The 17,960-nt window shown below is 69.1% G+C and carries 17 protein-coding genes and 2 pseudogenes; 9 read left to right on the forward strand and 10 right to left on the reverse strand.

The annotated features are described in order from the left end of the window. Positions 1-70: 70 nt before the first annotated feature. A complete protein-coding gene (locus GLX30_RS02305; RefSeq protein WP_159694806.1) occupies positions 71-613 on the forward strand; it encodes an MOSC domain-containing protein in 543 nt (180 codons plus the stop codon). Between the two features lie 112 nt (positions 614-725). Here the strand turns inward: GLX30_RS02305 and GLX30_RS02310 are convergent, their stop codons facing one another. Next, positions 726-1,121 carry a RidA family protein gene (locus GLX30_RS02310; RefSeq protein WP_159682921.1) on the reverse strand — a complete coding sequence of 132 codons (396 nt, stop codon included), beginning with the start codon at positions 1,119-1,121 and terminating at the stop codon, positions 726-728. Between the two features lie 134 nt (positions 1,122-1,255). Between GLX30_RS02310 and GLX30_RS02315 the strand changes: the two genes are divergently transcribed. Next, positions 1,256-2,236, forward strand: a complete 981-nt coding sequence (locus GLX30_RS02315) for a WYL domain-containing protein (RefSeq protein WP_159682923.1) — start codon at positions 1,256-1,258, stop codon at positions 2,234-2,236. 74 nt (positions 2,237-2,310) lie between these two features. Then, positions 2,311-3,024, forward strand: a complete 714-nt coding sequence (locus tag GLX30_RS02320) for a 2-phosphosulfolactate phosphatase (protein WP_208545547.1) — start codon at positions 2,311-2,313, stop codon at positions 3,022-3,024. Positions 3,025-3,236: 212 nt separating this feature from the next. Here the strand turns inward: GLX30_RS02320 and GLX30_RS02325 are convergent, their stop codons facing one another. The 6 genes and pseudogenes from GLX30_RS02325 to GLX30_RS02340 form a co-directional block, all read right to left on the reverse strand. Beyond that, positions 3,237-4,202, reverse strand: coding sequence for a glycosyltransferase family A protein (locus GLX30_RS02325; protein ID WP_159682925.1), 966 nt, complete (start codon positions 4,200-4,202; stop codon positions 3,237-3,239). A 131-nt stretch (positions 4,203-4,333) separates the two neighbouring features. Further along, on the reverse strand, positions 4,334-4,762 hold the full coding sequence (locus tag GLX30_RS02330) for a hypothetical protein (protein ID WP_159682927.1): 429 nt from the start codon (positions 4,760-4,762) through the stop codon (positions 4,334-4,336). Between the two features lie 144 nt (positions 4,763-4,906). Next, positions 4,907-6,016 carry an ANP1/MMN9/VAN1 family protein gene (locus GLX30_RS34905; RefSeq protein ID WP_244257963.1) on the reverse strand — a complete coding sequence of 370 codons (1,110 nt, stop codon included), beginning with the start codon at positions 6,014-6,016 and terminating at the stop codon, positions 4,907-4,909. Between the two features lie 198 nt (positions 6,017-6,214). After that, a pseudogene (locus tag GLX30_RS36040) lies at positions 6,215-6,271 on the reverse strand (hypothetical protein); the annotation flags it as partial. 86 nt (positions 6,272-6,357) lie between these two features. Then, positions 6,358-7,308: pseudogene (locus GLX30_RS34910) on the reverse strand (glycosyltransferase); the annotation flags it as partial. Positions 7,309-7,505: 197 nt separating this feature from the next. Next, positions 7,506-8,114, reverse strand: coding sequence for a TetR family transcriptional regulator (locus tag GLX30_RS02340; protein WP_159694808.1), 609 nt, complete (start codon positions 8,112-8,114; stop codon positions 7,506-7,508). Positions 8,115-8,190: 76 nt separating this feature from the next. Here GLX30_RS02340 and GLX30_RS02345 point away from each other — a divergent pair, with 76 nt between their 5' ends. Both GLX30_RS02345 and GLX30_RS34915 read left to right on the forward strand, forming a co-directional pair. After that, positions 8,191-8,607 (forward strand): VOC family protein, encoded by a 417-nt coding sequence (locus tag GLX30_RS02345; protein WP_159682929.1) that lies wholly within the window; start codon positions 8,191-8,193, stop codon positions 8,605-8,607. A 95-nt stretch (positions 8,608-8,702) separates the two neighbouring features. Next, positions 8,703-9,389 (forward strand): hypothetical protein, encoded by a 687-nt coding sequence (locus GLX30_RS34915; protein WP_244257965.1) that lies wholly within the window; start codon positions 8,703-8,705, stop codon positions 9,387-9,389. Positions 9,390-9,529: 140 nt separating this feature from the next. Here GLX30_RS34915 and GLX30_RS02355 read toward each other — a convergent pair whose 3' ends face one another. Together GLX30_RS02355 and GLX30_RS02360 are read right to left on the reverse strand one after the other, a co-directional pair. Next, positions 9,530-9,874 (reverse strand): STAS domain-containing protein, encoded by a 345-nt coding sequence (locus GLX30_RS02355; RefSeq protein ID WP_159682931.1) that lies wholly within the window; start codon positions 9,872-9,874, stop codon positions 9,530-9,532. A gap of 150 nt (positions 9,875-10,024) precedes the next feature. After that, positions 10,025-11,422, reverse strand: a complete 1,398-nt coding sequence (locus GLX30_RS02360) for an ROK family transcriptional regulator (protein WP_159682933.1) — start codon at positions 11,420-11,422, stop codon at positions 10,025-10,027. A 174-nt stretch (positions 11,423-11,596) separates the two neighbouring features. On the opposite strand from GLX30_RS02360, the gene GLX30_RS02365 reads away from it, so the two are divergent. The 4 genes from GLX30_RS02365 to GLX30_RS02380 are packed head-to-tail and all read left to right on the forward strand — an operon-like array spanning position 11,597 to position 16,217. Beyond that, a complete protein-coding gene (locus GLX30_RS02365; RefSeq protein ID WP_159682935.1) occupies positions 11,597-12,916 on the forward strand; it encodes a sugar ABC transporter substrate-binding protein in 1,320 nt (439 codons plus the stop codon). An 11-nt stretch (positions 12,917-12,927) separates the two neighbouring features. After that, a complete protein-coding gene (locus tag GLX30_RS02370; protein ID WP_159694811.1) occupies positions 12,928-13,923 on the forward strand; it encodes a sugar ABC transporter permease in 996 nt (331 codons plus the stop codon). Between the two features lie 37 nt (positions 13,924-13,960). Next, entirely contained in the window at positions 13,961-14,800 is an 840-nt protein-coding gene (locus GLX30_RS02375) for a carbohydrate ABC transporter permease (protein WP_159694810.1), read from the forward strand. A gap of 49 nt (positions 14,801-14,849) precedes the next feature. After that, a complete protein-coding gene (locus GLX30_RS02380; RefSeq protein WP_159682937.1) occupies positions 14,850-16,217 on the forward strand; it encodes a GH1 family beta-glucosidase in 1,368 nt (455 codons plus the stop codon). 70 nt (positions 16,218-16,287) lie between these two features. On the opposite strand, the gene GLX30_RS02385 is transcribed toward GLX30_RS02380, so the two are convergent. Continuing rightward, positions 16,288-17,898, reverse strand: coding sequence for a glycoside hydrolase family 13 protein (locus GLX30_RS02385; RefSeq protein WP_159682940.1), 1,611 nt, complete (start codon positions 17,896-17,898; stop codon positions 16,288-16,290). Between the last annotated feature and the right edge of the window lie 62 nt (positions 17,899-17,960).

The raw sequence follows: 17,960 nt of genomic DNA on the forward strand, positions 1-17,960 counted from the left end.
GCGCATCGGCGCCGGCCCTCTACGCTTGGCGGGTGCGAGAACGCACCAGCTACGAGAAGTGGGCACGACGATGGCGCGGGTCACGGCTGTGAGCAGCAACGGGACGTATTCGTTCAGCAAGCCGAACCGCGAGAGCATCACACTGCTCGCCGGTCTCGGCGTGGAGGGCGATGTCCACGCGGGGGAAACGATCAAGCATCGGTTCCGTATGCGGCACGAGCCGCATCTGCCCAACCTGCGTCAAGTGCATCTCATGCACGAGGAACTCTTCGACGAGCTGGCCTTGAAGGGTTTCACCGTGGCCGCGGGCGAGCTCGGTGAGAACGTCTCCACGCGCGGGATCGACCTCCTGCGTCTGCCCACCGGCGCACTGCTGCACCTCGGTGAAGAGGCGATCGTAGAGGTGACAGGGCTGCGCAATCCGTGCTCGCAGATCGACACGTTCCGGAAGGGCCTCCTGAAGGAGGTCTTCGAACTCGACCCGGCGACGGGGGACTTCGCCTTCAAGTCCGAGGTCATGGGAGTGGTCCGGCAGGGCGGAACCGTGCGATCCGGCGACACGATCGCCGTCGAGCTGCCTGCGGGGCCGCACCGTCCGCTGGAACGCGTCTGAACTTCATCGCGGTGGCCTGCGTCGTCATCACCGTCGAGCGCAGGTGATCAGGCATCTGCCTGTTGCTCGTGCCGGTTCGACCGGCACGAGCAACAGGCGCGGCGAGGTCGCGTTACGCGACTGCGGTCCCCTCGAGCTCGACCATCTGGCCGGGGATCGCCAGTCGCGTCACCCCGAGCATCGTGGTGGTCGGCGCCACCTCTGCGGCGCCCAACCGCGCCGCCAGCACGCCGTAGTTCTGGAAGAGCAGATCGACGTCGGTCGTGTAGACGTTGAGCCGGACAAGGTTCGCGAGTGACATGCCGGCTTCGCCGAGCACGGCCTCAACGTTGTCGATGCTCAGCGTCAACTGCGCTGCCATGTCGCCGTCGTGCTGGGGCTTGCCGTCGCCGCTCATCGCGGTCTGTCCCGAGATGTACAGGGTCCGTGTGTGCCCGGAGACGACCTCACCCTGGTTGAACCCCATCTCCACCGACCACGTCACCGGGTTGACCGCAGTTCGTTCCACTGCCACATCATCTCCATTCGATTCATCGGATTCGCACGTCCATCGGCTCGGTGGCCGCCGGCCTCGACGTCGCGGCAACGAGCCTCCCAACGAATCACGACACCCTCAGTCATGTATTCCCTTAGAGTTCTCGTATGCGTGCCGATCGGCTGGTCTCACTGGTGCTCCTGCTGCGCCAGCGCGGTCGGTTGACAGCGGACACCCTGGCCCGCGCGCTGGAGGTGTCCACCCGCACCGTGCTGCGCGACATCGAGGCGCTGTCCGCCGCCGGCGTCCCGGTCTACGCCGAACGCGGCAGACACGGGGGTTTCGCACTGTCGCCCGGTTTCCGGACCGAGCTCACCGGACTGAACCACGACGAGGCCCTCGCCTTGCTGACCGCCGGATCAGCGCGCGGCGAGCTGGTGTTCGGCCTCGGCTCGGCGCTCGCTTCGGCCATGCGGAAGGTGGTCGACGCGCTGCCAGAAAGTCATCGGGCTTCGGCAAGCGACGCTGCCCAGCGCTTTCTCGTCGACCCGGAGACCGACCTGCTCTCACGGCGGCTGGTCGACGAGGAAGTACCCGACACCACCATGGTCGAGGTCAGGCGCGCGGTGCTGGCCGGACACAAGCTGCGCATCCACTACGCGGCCACAGGCGAGACCCCGCAGTGGCGCACGGTGGACCCGATCGGCCTGGTCACCGTACGCGACCGGGGCTACTTGCTGGCCACGAGATCCGGCGCGGACCGTACCTACCGGCTGTCGCGGGTGCTGGCCGCCGAGGAACTCCCCGAGACGGCACAGCGACCGAACCGGGTCGACCTGGACCGGATCTGGCGGGAACGCTCCGCGCGATTTCTCTCCGGCGGCGACCACATCACCGTGCCGGTACGGGTGGACCCGGCGCGGCGGGAGGAACTGTTGGACACCGCGCTGGCCGTACGCGCGGAGGAACCCGACGCAGACGGACGGCTGCGGCTGGAGGTGACGTTCCAGGATCTCCGGCACGCCGAATGGGCACTGTGGCAGCTCAGCACGGACGCGGAAGCCCTGGCCCCGCAGGCGTTGCGCACCGCCCTCCGCAACCGCGCCACCGCGATTGCCACCCGCTACGGAGACTCGTCCCGAGAGTGAGCCTTGCCGTCCGGGCGCCGAGAGATCGTCAGCGTGTCTTGTGGACCGCTTCAGTCGGCTGCGACGATCCCGGCATGGACTCGCGAGTGGTCGGAATCCCCGAGGTGGACGGCACCGAACAGGTGGCCGTTGTGATCGATGTGATGCGGGCGTTCACCACCGCCGCATGGGTTTTCCACCGCGGGGCAGACAAGATCGTTCTCGCTGCCGACCAGGACGAGGCACTGGCGATCAAGGCGTGTCACCCGGGCTGGCTCGCGCTCAAGGACGGGGCACCGGCCAGCGGTTTCGACCTGGCCAACTCCCCCGGCCTGATCAGGGATACCGACCTGGCCGGCCGCACCGTGATCCAGAAGACGACTGCGGGCACGGTCGGGGCGCTGGCGGTCGTCGAAGCGAAGTTGGCGATGTGCGCCAGTTTCGTCGTGGCCGGCGCGACGGCCCGGGCCCTGGCGGATGCCGGCGCCGACTCGGTGACGTTCGTTGCCACCGGAGAGGACGGCCGTGCGGCCGAGGATCTGGCCTGTGCCGAGTACCTGGACCGGCTCCTGGCCGGGGATCGGGTCGACCCCGGCCCCTACCTGCACCGCGCCCGCACCTCCCCGGCCGCGGACGACCTGCGCGGCGGGCGCCGGCGGGGTGCTCACCCCGCCGATGTGGAGTTGTGTGTGGAAGTGGACCGGTTCGACTTCGCCATGAAGGTCGGACTCGAGGAAGGGACGGCAGTGCTGCGGCCGTTCCTGACCCGACCGGATGCGGCCTCCGCCGAGGGCGTGCACGGCAATTGAGGAGCCGTTCCCGCCTCACGCCGACGTGAGTCAGAAGGTGAGGACGGGCGAGAAGGCCTTCGGGGCTGAGGAAGGCGCCTGACCGGGGTTCCCGTCAGGCGCCTTCTCTGTCACCAGAGCGATGTTCCGGGCCGTACGGGAAGGATTCTGGATCAGCCCGTAGTGCCGGCGTCCGTGCTACGTAGGCTCAGCGAGGTACGTTCCGGCAGCCGTCAAAGGGCGGGAACCGTCTCGGACGCGTCCTTTTCACGAGTGGGCAGGCCGGCGGTGCCGGTTTGAGCGGCCAGCGCCTTCTCCAGCCGCTTGATGTGGTAGTACTGCACCCGCGTCGTGCGCTGCAGGGCCATGACCGCAGTCAGGAACTGGTCCATCTCGGCAGCGCGGGTGAGGATGTCGTCGGGCACGTGCTCGTCCCGCAGACAGGCGTCCGCGTCCTGGCCGAGTACGGCCTCCGCCCAGTTACGGGTGATCGGCTTGAACAGGCCCGGGTGGTTGGCCACGATCCGCGCTCGGATCGCAAGGTCGTTCTCGACGGCTTCCACGTGCAGTCCTGTGTCCTTGTTGCGCGCCCCGAACAGCGGCTCATGGATGTGGTGAGCATCAAAGCCGTGCTCCACGCAGCCGACCCAGAAATCCCAGTCCTCTCCGGCCTTCATGCTCTCGTTGTACCCGCCGACGGTTTCCCATGCCTCGCGGCGGAACAGCGAGCAGTAGAACATGATCAGCCGCTGAAGCAGCAGTTCCCTGCTGTAGGCGGGGAAGGGCATCGCCTGCGGAGGCAGATCGTCGTCGGTGAAGGCGAACACATCGGTCGAGGCGATGGCGATGGCGGGCTCGCTGTCCAGGACCGCGACGGTCTTCTCCAGCATCGTGGCTGCGATCACGTCGTCGGCGTCCAATGGAAGGATGTACCGGCCGGCGCTGGCCTCGATCCCGGTGTTCCGCGCGGCGGACACGCCGGCGTTGGCCTGCTGGAGCAGCCTGATGCGCCGGTCGGGGTTACGGGCGATCAGGGCCTCGGCCACCTCGACGCTGTTGTCGGTACTACCGTCGTCGACGATGACGATCTCCCAGTCGCGGAACGTCTGGGAAACGACGCTGGACACCGCCTCGGGCAGATAACGGCCGTAGTCATGGCACGGGATGACCACCGAGACCACGGGGTGGGAACTGGGCATGCGCCGTCCTTCGCTTCGGAACGGAAACGGGAGAGGAGGATCCTGGAAGTGTGGTCGCGGGTGGCAGGCCGGGCGTCGCAGCCCCGTCCCCGTTCCGGGGCCGCGCCGGAGCCGACCTGCTGAACCGCGTGCTAGCTGTGGAGTTCGAGCGCCGCGTGGTGAGGCCTGTTGGGCCAGTGGTCGTGGTGATCGTCGTCGCGGCAGTACCCGTAGTCCGGGATCGTGATGTTACCGACGGGCGTGCAGCAGGACCCGTAGTCCGCGACCGTGACGTTGCCGACGGGCGTGCAGCAGTACCCGTAGTCCGCGACCGTGACGTTGCCGACGGGCGTGCAGCAGTGTCCGTAGTCCGTGACTGTGACGTTGCCGAACGGAGGGCAGTGGGTTCCGGTCCCCTGCGTGAGGGTGACGTCGCCTATGGGCTGTATCTGCTGTCCGTGCTTCGCGGAGGCCGCCGGATCCGGACCGAGGGAGGCGTATGCCGCCTCTGCGGTGCCGACCAGTCCGGCGGTGGCCAGAACGGCGGGAAGAGCCAGGGAAGTGATGGCGCGGGCTTTCACGGTGGCGCCTTTCTGTGGGGGGATCTGCCCCGGGATGCCGGTGAACGTCGCGGCAGGGCAGTAAGACCACCGTAAGATTGACTACCAAACGTGTCAAAACGACTACCCTCCGCTACGGCTGCACCGGCCCCTCGCGGCCCTGCCTCAGGAAACCGGAACGGCCTCGGCGTGTGCAGGCGCCTGGGCATGGTGCGGGTGCAGCACTTCCAGGTCGGGCATTGCCCAGCAAGCGGCACCCATGTCCCGGGCCATAGCGGCGAATCCCTCGGTCTCGATGAGGTGCTGATAAGGGAAGGACGGGAAGATCAGACCGTCACGGTGAAGGTCGGCGCGTACCAGCAATGCGGTGCCGCCGACCGAGTCGACGCGAAGGAGCCCTTGCCCGCGCAACTCGTCGAGGTACATCCGGCCGAACCCCTTCGGGGGCTGCAGGATGCCGTCACGCAGCCACTGGGACCAGTTGAGCGTGCCGGCCCTCGGGTGAAGGACGAAGGTGTTGAGATCGTACGTAGGCCCGCCGGGCGCGGTGGCACAGTGCGGAACGACGATGTCCTTTCGTGCGCCGAGCAGACGCTGGACCAGGTCGGCCGGGTAGCCGGTGACATCGACGTCGAGCCACAGGACCCACTCCTCGTCGGCGAGGGCCCGTGAGACCAGGTGGTTGCGTACCTTGGCCAGCACCGACCGGCGCCGGCGCTGGATGCCGGGTTCCCAACGAGGTCCGGCCAACTGGAGCCCGTAGTCCCGGCGCACAAGCGTGACCCGCCGGTACTCCGCCTCGAGCCGGGGCAGGACCTGCTGCAGCATCTCCGGTGTCGCGTCCCTGCTGTCGCCCTCCAGCAGCCCCAACGAGATCGCCTCGCGGGGGTAGTCCAGCGTGCGAAGGCGGTCCAGATAGCCGGGAAGGAACGCGGCAGCGTCCTTGAGCGGGCTGAGTACCAGCAGCAAGGGCCGCTCACTCGCCGATGCCGTCGCGGACACGGCAGTCGGCCGCGGTTCCCGCTCGGGGGTACGGTCGATGGTGGTGCCGGTCTCCGCATGGGCGATGTCCCCGGGCTCGATCGGCAGCCGGGCCGCCATGGCCAGCAACCGCTCGGCGTAAACAGCGGGTTCGGCCCAGATCTCGGTCGCCACGTCGAAGTGTTCCGCGAAATGGGACTCGTTGAAAGTGTTGGCCCCATGGCACACATACGTGTACAGCTGGGGCGCATCGACCGTTACGACCCGGCAGGTCCGCACCACTTCTTCCGCCACCGGGGTGTCCTCGCCCCGGCGTTGCGCAGGGTAGCGCGGGATCCGGTCGGTCGCACACACCATCGACCCTTCCCAGACCCGTGCGCAGGAGACCCCGAGCTTGCGCCGGTCCGGCCACCACAGTTGCTCCCGGGCGAGGAAGCACGCCTCGGCGCCGAGCGCGAGAATCGCCGCCATCTGCGTCTCGACCCGCTCCGGGTCGTACAGGTCGTCGTCGTCCCACTGGCACACATAGGGCCCGGTGGCCCGGTCCACCGCCTCGTTGCGCAGCTCGCCCAGCGTCCGCCCCTCCGGGGGAGCCGGTGATAGCAGATCCGGGGGTCGCCCAGATTGCGGATGTGCTGCTCCAGGGCGTCGTCGGTGCCGTCCTCCACGACTACCAGTTCCAGATTCCGGTAGGTCTGGTCACGGAAACACGTGATCGCGCGTCGCGCCGTCGCCGAGCGGTCCTTGGTGACCATCAGGCATGACACCGTCGGTGCGGGCGCGCCCGAGGCCCAGCGGCGTCGCTGGGTGTCGAGGCTGAGCATGCCGTCAGCCGACGGTTGCAGTTCCTGGCTCACCCAGAACGGAAACCGTTTACCGGCCGACATCCGCGGCGGCGTGGATTTTTCGAACGCCCAACTGTCCGACCAGTGGTGCACCGCGAACGCGCTGTCGTAGTCGGTTTCCTGCGGCCCGAACAGTTCTGTCGCGTACGGGCTCACCTTTGGGTACAGCACCTCCGGGCCGAGAACCGTGATCGAGTCGGCCGCAGGGGCGCTGTCGACCGCTCGGGTGAGGAAGAACGGCCCTGTCGCGTCCAAGGTGCTGGGCAGCTTGTGCGCACTGACGAGTTGGCGGTGCACGTGGGTCCAGAACGGGTGGCCCGGCCGCGACGCGATGAACGCGTTGCCGACGATGCGGTCGAATCCGCGCCGGCGAGCCAGAAGCAGCCGGGTGTGCACATCCGGCTCGCAGCCGAGGACGAGGGCGCGCCCGTCAAGAATGCCGGAGACGGACTGGAGACACTCGAAGTCCATATCCACGTACAGCCCGCCGAAGTGGTCGAGCAGAAAGTAACGAATCGCGTCCGCCCGCATGATTGCTTCGGGGTAGCCGTCGTAGATCGGCAGGAACCACGGATAGTGCTCCTCGAGGAATGCGCGATTGTCCGCATCGGTCCACAGCCGATACCCCCAGTCGGGGTGGTTCAGACGCCAGGAATCGGCCCACTCCTGCCATTCCGCAGGAATGTCAGAGTCTTTCCACGTTTGGTGGATCAGCGGGGGAATTCTCTCCTGTGCGGACATTTGCACAGTATGGCGCGCTGCCCGGTCGAGCCAGGCTCCCGATGGACCCGTCGGCAGAACATTCACCCGCGCGGTCGACGAGATGCCGCCGCGCGCCGTCCGCTCCGCCGCTCACCCATCGGTGCGCCTGCAGTAGCAGAAACTGCGGGAGTCGGGGTCGTAGCGGACGCCGGTCAGGGCGGACATCCTGAAGCAACTCAGGCAGCCGCGCCCCCGTCGGTGCGCAGCGCCTCAAGCAGTTGCCCCAACGCGGCTTTGGTGTGGGGCAGGTCTTCGGGGTCGGAGGAGGACGCCAGCCAGAGGGCCGCCTCGTTCATCGCCCCCGACAGCAGGTGGACCAGCGGGGCGACCGGCTGCGGGGCGATGATCCCTGCGTCGATGAGGCCGGACAACGCGTCGGCGAGGTGGCGGGCAGAGGCGGCCTCGTCCATCGCACGCCATCGGCTCCATCCCAGCACAGCAGGCCCGTCGACGAGCATGACCTGTTGGACGTCCGGATCGGTGGTCGCCGTGAGGAACTCCTGGCAGCCGGCTGTCAGCTGGGCCCACGGGTCGCCTACGGCGTCGGCGGCCGCAGCCACGCGTCGGCCCACTTCCTGCTGCAACTCCTCCAGGACGGCGCGGAAGAGGTCCGCCTTGCCGGTGAAGTGGTGGTAGAGCGCCCCCTTGGTCACCCCGGCCGCCTGGACGATCTCCGCCAGGCCGACAGCGCCGTAGCCACGACCTGAGAACAGGCGCCTCCCCTCCCGGAGCAGCGCCTGCCTGGTCTGCTCCCGCTGCTGCGCCCGGATGCCGTGCTGCCGCATCGCACTCCTCATTGACATACCAACAGTATGTGAATAGCTTCACTCTCATACCGATGGTATGCGAAAGGGGTCCACCATGAAGCTCACCGGCTTCTATCCCGTGATCGGCACAGCGAAGCTGCAGGAGTCCCGCGACTTCTATACGCGGCTGCTGGAGTTCGAGACGACGTTCGAGGCCGACTGGTACATCAGCCTGCGCCTGCCTGGAGATCCCGGGTACGAGCTCGCCCTCCTCGACCACACCCACCCGACGATCCCGGAAGGCCACCGGGCACCCGCACAGGGTCTGCTGCTCAACTTCGAAGTGGAGGACGTGGACGCGGAATGGGAACGGCTCGTCATCGGCGAAGGGCTGCACCCGGTCCTTGGACTACGCAGTGAGGACTTCGGGCAGCGGCACTTCATCGTGGCCGATCCCAACGGCGTCCTGATCGACGTCATCACGCCCATCGCCCCCACAGAGGAATACGCCGAGCAGTACGTCACCGGCTGATCCCCGCGGCGCGTGCGTCACCGACCTGCCGGACGCGCTCCAGCGAGCGGGGGGCACACTGGGTCGACCCGCGACCACCCTCGAGGAGGCCTCCCATGCTGGACGACGCGACCGCGCGGTTCGTCGAAGCGGTCACCCGGTTGTCTCCGGAAGCGCTCGCCGGCGCGTCCGATCACGCGCTCCGGCTGTGGAAGGCGGGCGGCCGAGAGGCGAGCCGGGCGTTGAAGCCGTCAGCGTCGGAGAGCTCCGAACTCTCTCACGCGGTGAGGAAGGCACTGCTCCCGCGAGCGGACGAACTCTCCTCATTCCGAACGTACTTGCACTCCGACGCCATCGGGCTGTGCACCATCGCGGCACGGGCCGTCCGCGAACGTGCCCGCATCACGGCGGAGCAGTACGCGGTCCTGGTCGAGCCGTTCACCGTCATCGGCATCGATGTGCCCGTGCGCCCGGTGCCGGGGGCGACGGGCGGGGATGCCGACACCCCCCGACAGCGGAGAGAGGCAAGGCCGGTGACCACGGTCGATGTCGGCCGACTGGCAGAGATCGGCAGGACCTGGCTGCCGGACGTCACGACCGACGCGAGCCTGAACGTCGTCGCGCTGGAGGACGGCGCCGGCGTGTGCGTCGTGCACGCGGTCCGCGGCGGAGGAAAGGTCTACGTAGCGCCCGACGAGACGGTGCTGTTCGCCGGCTCGTCGGTGGCCTTCGACGCCGGGCTCGGCGCTTTCCTCGACGGGGCCCGCACCTCGCGGGACGGTGTCCGGCCGGGCGGGCGATAGGGCGCCCGTTTTGCGGACCGACACGTGGTCCAGCGGCGGGTGCATGATCGGCCGGCGGTGCGGGAGGGGGCGTCGCCGCACGGCGGCGGGGCATCGGGCACCGGACAGGGTGCGGCCCCGGCCCGGACCGGCGTCGCCGGTCATGTCTCGATCGTCGCCACCGCGTCGACGCCCGCGTGCCGCAGGATCCGCACCACGCCACGGCGGGCGCCTCGGACCGTGATGCCGGCCGAAGTCGGCGCGATGGTCACGGCGCGGAGCAGGCCGTAGGCGCACGCGAGGTCGATCCGCTCGAGACCGCTCATGTCCAGCACCCAGGTGCCGGCCTGTCGCAACCGTGGGTCGAGGAGCCGTTCCTCGAGCTCAGGCAGCGCGTGGGTGTCCAGGACACCGGAGAAGACCAGGACGGCGTTCCGGCCGTCCGCCTCCACGATTCGAACGGACCCGGCCTGCGGGCGGGCGGGTCGGTCGGGTTCGACTGCCACGGCGAACTCCTCAGCGGTAGGCAAGGGCGTGCGATTCCATTGTCTCAAGCCCGACGGCAGAGCCGGGATCGGTCACGGGCCGAAACCCTGACGCAGCCGACCGGCGAGCGGGCCCGGGCCCGGCGGCGGCCCCCGTCCACTCCCCCGCTGTCAGCTCGACACCCGGCCTTCCAGCGCGGACCGCCATGCGGGCGGTACCGCTTCGCGCACCGGCTCCGCCGGTCTGCCGCCGCCCGCCAGGAAGCCGGCCAGGGGCAGGGTGGCCGCCCCGACCGTCACCGCGTCCGGCCCCAGATGGCCCAACTCGATGGTCACCCGACCGGCCGGGTAGCGGAGCGAGTACGACGTGGCGTGCTCCCTCACGGCGGCGAGAAAGCGCGGGCCGAGCTGGAGCCCGGCCCATCCGCCGACGAGGATGCGCTCCGGCTGGAAGAGATTGATGAGGCCGGACAGCCCGGCACCCAGATACTCCGCGGTCTCCTCCACGACAGCGAGCGCCACGGGATCCGCCCCTTCGCCGCCGTCCGGAACCGACTCATGGCCGCCGTGCCGATACGCCCCGTCGCCTCCGCCCGGAACCGCCCCCCGGTGCACCCCGTCGCCGCCGCCCCGATCCGCGCCCTCCCCGCCGTCCGGGTACGCCGCGGACAGCAGGGCCGTCAGTGCCGTCTCCTCGTCGGCCCCCTCCGGCGGCTGTCCGCCCGCCTCGCGCCACCGGTCCACGAGGGCCTCCGCCCCCGCGTACGCCTCCAGGCAGCCCAGTGCTCCGCAACGGCACCGGCGGCCGCCGACGTTGACCGTCACATGGCCCCACTCCAGGGCCCTTCCCTGTTCGGCGGTGTCCGTGACGTGGCAGGCGCCCACGCCGGAGCCGAAGAGGATCACGGCCACGCTCTGCGCGCCGCGGCCGGCGCCGAACCACATCTCCGCCTGGCCGAGGGTCCTCGCGCCGTTCTCGATGAAGAACGGCACCGTGTCGGGCAGGCGGCAGGAGGCACGCAGCAGGGATTCCAAGGGGACCGCGTCCCAGCCGATGGTCTGGCCGTGGACGACGGCGCCGCCCTCGGGTGTGGTGGCGACGATGCCGGGCACCCCGACGCCCACGCCGATGAGTCCGTCGAGACCGACTCCCGTCACGTGCAGCACTTCCTCCATGGCGTGGTGCACGTGTTCCACGATGACGCCGACGTCGTAGCCGACACCGTTCAAGGGCCGTTCGGTGCGCGCCAGTTCGGTGAGCGTGAAGTCGAACAGCTCCACCCGTACCCGGGTCTCACCGACGTCCACACCGATCAGGCAGCCGCTGCCGGGCACGACACGGACCAGGGTGCGGGGGCGGCCGCCGTCGGACTCGATGCTGCCGGCCTCCTCCACCAGGCCGTCGCCCAAAAGTTCGCCCACGACGTTGCTGATGGTGCCGGAGCTCAGGCCGGTGGCGGGGCCGAGGGCCTGCCTGCTCATGGGGCCATCGAAATACAACCGTTGCAGTACGGTCGCGCGATTGCTCCGCCGCAGGTCATTGACCGTCCGCCCGCTTCGTCCAGACATCCTTCGCTCCTTCGGCCAGCGCTGTCCCGGAAGCGCGCCGGGTCGCACCCCTTGACGATGTCGCCTGCGAAAGCTTAACTCACGTCCTAAATTAAGCCGTGAGGGCATTCAGAGGTTGAAGCCGCAGACTGTCGGCCCCTCCGCGGCACCCCTCCGGAAGGGACACCTGGAGTTATGCGCAGAAACAGAGCTGTAGCCAGTGGTGCGGTCGCCGTCTCCCTGCTCGTCACCGTGACCGCGTGCGGTGGTGGCTCGGCCACCGGGGACGGCGGGTCCAACGAGTCGCCCAAGACCCTCACCTACTGGGCATCGAACCAGGGTCCGAACATCGAGGCCGACAAGAAGATCCTCGAGCCGGAGCTGAAGAAGTTCGAGCAGAGGACCGGCATCAAGGTCAAGCTCGAGGTCGTCCCGTGGTCGGACCTGCTGACCCGGATCATGACCGCCACCACCTCCGGCCAGGGCCCCGACGTCCTGAACATCGGCAACACCTGGTCGGCGTCCCTCCAGTCCACCGGCGCGCTGCTGCCGTGGGACGAGAAGAACTTCTCGAAGATCGGCGGCAAGGACCGGTTCGTGGAGGCCGCGCTCGGCTCGACCGGGACGGCCGGTTCCGACCCGGCCGCGGTGCCGCTGTACTCGATGTCGTACGCGCTCTACTACAACAAGAAGATGTTCGCGGACGCCGGGATCGAGAAGCCGCCGGCCACCTGGGACGAGATGGTCGCGACCGGCAAGAAGCTGTCGAAGGACGGCAAGTGGGCCCTGGGCGCGGAGGGTGCGAACCTGTCCAACAACATCCACCAGGTGTTCGTCCTCGGCAAGCAGCACGGTGCCGACTTCTTCGACGCCGAGGGCAAGCCCGACTTCACCTCCGACGGCGCCGTCGCGGCCGTCAAGCAGTATGTGGACTTCATGGCGAAGGACAAGATCATCGCCCCCGGCAACGCCGAGTACGCTCAGAACCAGTCGCTGAGTGACTTCGCCAAGGACAAGACGGCGATGGTGCTGTGGCAGGCGGCCGCCTCCACGTTCAAGTCCCAGGGCATGAGCGACGACGAGTGGGGCGTCGCGCCGGTGCCCGTCCAGGCGGGCGCTCCGGGCCAGGGCAAGAACGTCAACTCCATGGTGGCCGGCATCAACATGGCCGTCTTCAAGAACACCAAGAACCTCGACGGCGCCCTGGAGTTCGTGAAGTTCATGACCAGCGACGAGGAGCAGAAGCTGCTCTGCAAGACCTACGGGTCCATACCGCCGGTCAAGGCCGCGCAGAGCGACCCCGCGTTCGACCGGCCGGAGCTGAAGGTCCTGCGTGACACCCTCGCCACCAGCGCAGAGGCGCTCCCCCAGGTCCCGAGCGAGTCGCAGTTCGAGACGGTCGTGGGCACCGCGGTCAAGAACCTCTTCGCCTCCGCCGCCGACGGCGGCGAGGTGACCACCGAGTCGGTCAAGGCCGAACTGGCCAAGGCCCAGCAGCAGATGCCTCAGCAGTGAGCGACACTCTCATGAACACGACCGCCGTCCCGGCCACCGGGGAACCGGCCGTGGGGAAGAACTCCCCCGGGGCAGCGCGCGGCCCGCGCCGCCCCGGGCGCACCCGTCGCACGGCGCTGCCGTACCTGCTGTTGCTCCCGGCGCTGCTGCTGGAGATCCTGATCCACCTGCTGCCGATCGTCATCGGCGTCGCGATGAGCTTCAAGGAGCTCACCCAGTTCTACCTGCGCGACTGGGGAGCCGCCCCGTGGCGGGGCCTGGACAACTTCAGGTTCGCGGTCGACTTCGACACGCCGGCCGGTGAGTCACTGCTCAGGTCGTTCACGACCACGTGCCTGTTCACCGTCCTGTCCGTCGGCCTGTGCTGGCTGCTCGGCACCGCGGCGGCGGTCTTCATGCAGGAGACGTTCAGGGGCCGCGGCTTCCTGCGGGCCCTGTTCCTGGTGCCGTACGCGCTGCCCGTCTACGCCGCCGTCATCACCTGGTCGTTCATGTTCCAGCGCGACAACGGACTGATCAACCATGTGCTCCACGACCAGCTGGGGCTCACCGACAGCCCTTCCTTCTGGCTGATCGGCGACAACAGCTTCTGGGCGCTGCTCATCGTCTCCGTGTGGAAGGGCTGGCCGTTCGCCTTCCTCATCGTCATGGCCGGTCTGCAGAACATTCCCAAGGAGCTGTACGAGGCGGGAGCGCTCGACGGCGCCGGCGTGTGGCAGCAGATCCGCAAGATCACGCTGCCGTCGCTGCGCAGTGTCAACCAGGTGCTGGTCCTGGTGCTGTTCCTGTGGACGTTCAACGACTTCAACACGCCGTTCGTGCTGTTCGGCAAGTCGGCTCCGGAAGCGGCCGACCTCATCTCCATCCACATCTACCAGTCGTCGTTCGCCACCTGGAACTTCGGTGCCGGTGCGGCCATGTCCGTACTGCTGTTGCTCTTCCTGTTGCTGGTGACGGGCGTCCATCTCTTCTTCACCTCCCGCGGGAGGAAGGCCACCGATGCATAGCTCCACAGAGACCGGCACCGCCCTGCCCCGGTCCCCGATGGCCGCGCCGCGGTCCTTCGTGTGGTCGCGGCGGATCTTCCTGACCCTGCTGACGGGCTTCGTGCTGCTGCCCGTGTACGTCATGGTCTCCAGTTCGCTCAAACCGCTGGAGGACGTGTCGAGCGAGTTCCGGTGGATGCCGAGCGGGCTGACGATCCGGCCGTACTTCGACATCTGGGAGACCGTCCCGCTGGCGAAGTACTTCGTCAACTCCCTGGTCGTGGCCGGTGCGGCCACCGTCTGCTCGGTGGTCATCGCGATCTTCGCCGCGTACGCCGTCAGCCGGTACCGCTTCCGGGGCAAGCGGTTGTTCACCGTGTCCGTGCTGTCGACGCAGATGTTCCCCGGCATCCTGTTCCTGCTGCCGTTGTTCCTGATCTTCGTCAACATCGGGAACACGACCGGTGTCGCGCTGTTCGGTTCACGCGGCGGGCTGATCCTCACCTATCTCACATTCTCGCTGCCGTTCTCCATCTGGATGCTGATCGGATACTTCGACTCGGTGCCCAGGGAACTGGACGAGGCCGCGCTGGTCGACGGCTGCGGGCCGCTGAAGGCCCTCTTCCGGGTCGTCGTGCCGGCGGCGATCCCCGGCATCGTCGCCGTCGCCGTCTACGCCTTCATGACGGCGTGGGGAGAGGTCCTCTTCGCGTCCGTCATGACCAACGACACCACGCGCACGCTCGCCGTCGGCCTCCAGGGCTACTCGACGCAGAACGACGTGTACTGGAACCAGATCATGGCCGCCTCGCTCGTGGTCTCCGTCCCCGTGGTGGCGGGCTTCCTCCTCCTCCAGCGCTACCTGGTCACCGGACTCACCGCCGGCTCCGTGAAGTGACCGGCGCCCCGCTGCGCCATTCCCTGATCCCTTGTCAGAAAGGACGTCCGTGACCGAGTTCACCGACCTCGCCGCCCTCCCACAGGACTTCGTCTGGGGGACCGCCACCTCCGCATACCAGATCGAGGGCGCGGTCGCCGAGGACGGCAGGTCGCCGTCCATCTGGGACACGTTCTCGCACACCCCCGGCAAGATCGCGGGCGACGACCACGGCGATGTCGCCTGCGACCACTACCACCGCTGGCGCGAGGACATCGCGTTGATGAAGCAGCTGGGCACCAACGCCTACCGCCTCTCCGTCGCCTGGCCCCGCGTCGTGCCGGGCGGCGACGGCGCGGTCAACGTCAAGGGCCTCGATTTCTACGACCAGCTCGTGGACGGGCTGCTCGAGGCGGGCATCACCCCGTCCGTCACCGTCTACCACTGGGACCTGCCGCAGGCCCTTCAGGACCGGGGCGGCTGGCCGGAGCGGGACACCGCCCATCACCTCGCGGCGTACGCCTCCGCCGTCGCCGAACGGCTCGGCGACCGCGTGAAGCACTGGGCCACGCTCAACGAGCCGCTGTGCTCCGCCTGGATCGGGCACCTGGAAGGCCGGATGGCCCCCGGGGCGACCGATCTGACCGCCGCCGTCCGTGCCTCCTACCACCTGCTGCTCGGCCACGGTCTGGCCGCCGGGGCGATCCGGGCCGCCGCGCCCGGCGCGCAGGTCGGCATCGTCAACAATCTGTCCACGGTGGCCCCCGCGAGCGACCGGGACGAGGACGTCGCGGCGGCCCGGCGGATGGACGGCCACACCAACCGGTGGTGGCTCGACCCCGTCCACGGCCGCGGCTTCCCCGCCGACATGCTCGAGGTGTACGGCGTCGAACTGCCCGAGTTGCCGGGCGACATGGAGACCATCGCCTCGCCGTTGAACTGGCTGGGGCTGAACTACTACTTCCCCGCGGTCGTCACCGACGATCCCGCCGGTCCCGCACCCTTCGCCCGGCAGGTCGAGCGTCCCGGCGTGCCGCGCACCGGCATGGACTGGGAGATCGACGCGAACGGCATGGAGGCGTTGCTGCTGCGGCTCACCGACGAGTACGGCGCGCGCAGGCTCTACGTCACGGAGAACGGCTCCGCCTACCCGGACGTCGTCCGCGCCGACGGCAGCATCGACGACCGGGAGCGTGCCCGGTACCTGGAGCAGCACCTGGCCGCCTGCGCCCGCGCCGTCCGCAAGGGCGCACCGCTGGCCGGCTACTTCGCCTGGTCCCTGCTGGACAACTTCGAGTGGGCGTACGGCTACGACAAGCGTTTCGGTCTCGTCCATGTCGACTACGCCACGCAGCGCCGCACGATCAAGGGCAGCGGTCACCGCTACACGGACATCATCCGCGCGCACCGCGAGATGCGCGCCGGTAACGCCGCCTGACCGATCGGCGAGGGCCAAGGACGTGTCGCGTCCCGGGCCCTCGCCGCCCCACGGCCGGCGGTGCGTCCGGTCAGGTCCGCAGCCACACCGCCGTGTCCTGCGGCAGCCGTCGTCCGCCGTCGTCCAGCGGGCCGCTGGCGAGCAGCAGGCGTGTGTGCGGCGGGAGCCGGACGGGCTCCGCGCCGAAGTTCACCACGCACACCAGCCCGCCCGGCCGGGCGAAGGCGAGCACGGCGGGTCCGCCGGCGGGCAGCCAGGTGAACGGGCCGTCCCCGAAGCCGGGCTGGGTGCGGCGCAGCCGCAGGGCTTCCCGGTAGAGGTTGAGCATCGACCCGGGGTCGCCGGCCTGGCGGTCCGCGGCGTAGGCGGCCCAGTCCGCCGGTTGCGGCAGCCATGGTTCGGTCCGGGAGCCGAATCCGCTGTACGGGGCGTCCGCGGTCCACGGCAGCGGCACCCGGCAGCCGTCCCGGCCCGGGTCCGTCCCCCCGGAGCGGTGGTGCATGGGGTCCTGGATGCGGCTCGACGGGATCTCCGCCTCCGGCAGTCCCAGTTCCTCGCCCTGGTAGAGGTAGACGGCTCCTGGCAGCGCGAGGGTGAGAAGGGCCGCGGCGCGGGCGCGGCGGATGCCGAGTTCCAGGTCGGTGGGTGTGCCGAAGGCCTTGGTGGCGAAGTCGAAGGCGGTGTCCTCGCGGCCGTAGCGGGTCACGGTGCGGGTGACGTCGTGGTTGCACAGCACCCAGGTGGCGGGGGCGCCGACGGGCGCGTGCTCGGCCAGTGTGTCGTCGATCGTGCGGCGCAGCCGCCGTGCGTCCCAGGGGCTGCTGAGGAAGTTGAAATTGAAGGCGGTGTGCAGTTCGTCGGGGCGCAGGTAACGGGCGAAGCGTTCGGCGTCGGGCAGCCACACCTCGCCGACGAAGACCGCGCCGTACTCGTCGGCCACGGCCCGCCAGGAGCGGTAGATGTCGTGGAGTTCGTCGCGGTCGATGTAGGGGTGCGGGTCGCGGGCCTCGACGAAGTCGGCCAGGTCGGGGTCCTTGGCCGGCAGTGCGGCGGAGTCGATGCGTACGCCTGCCACGCCGCGTTCGAACCAGAAGCGCAGTACGTCCTCGTGTTCCTCGCGGACGGCCGGATGCGCCCAGTTCAGGTCGGGCTGCTGGGGTGTGAAGAGGTGGAGGTACCACTCGCCGTCCTCGACCCTGGTCCAGGTGCTGCCGGCGAACTGCGAGGGCCAGTCGTTCGGCGGCAGTTCGCCGTTCGCGCCGCGTCCGGGGCGGAAGTGGAACAGCTCGCGTTCCGGGCTGCCCGGTCCCGCGGCGAGTGCGGCGCGGAACCAGGCGTGCTGGTCGGAGACATGGTTGGGGACGATGTCGACGATGGTGCGGATGTTCAGCTCGCGGGCCTCCGCGATCAGCTTCTCCGCCTCGGCCAGGGTGCCGAACGCCGGGTCGATGGTGCGGTAGTCGGCGACGTCGTAGCCGCCGTCGGCCAGCGGCGAGAGGTACCAGGGCGTGAACCAGATCGCGTCGACGCCCAGCTCGGCCAGATACGGCAGCCTGGCCCGTACGCCGGCGAGGTCCCCGGTGCCGTCGCCGTCGCCGTCGGCGAAGCTGCGCGGGTACACCTGGTAGATGGCGGCGCTGCGCCACCAGTTGTCGGTGCGGTCCGAATGAGGGGCTGCCACGGGAGGTCCTTTCGGGCAGAGGGTTCTCCGCCGCCGGCCCGGACAGCGAGGCGTCAAGGACG

Origin of the sequence: Streptomyces sp. Tu 2975, from assembly GCF_009832925.1 — a bacterium.
Lineage (GTDB): Bacteria > Actinomycetota > Actinomycetes > Streptomycetales > Streptomycetaceae > Streptomyces.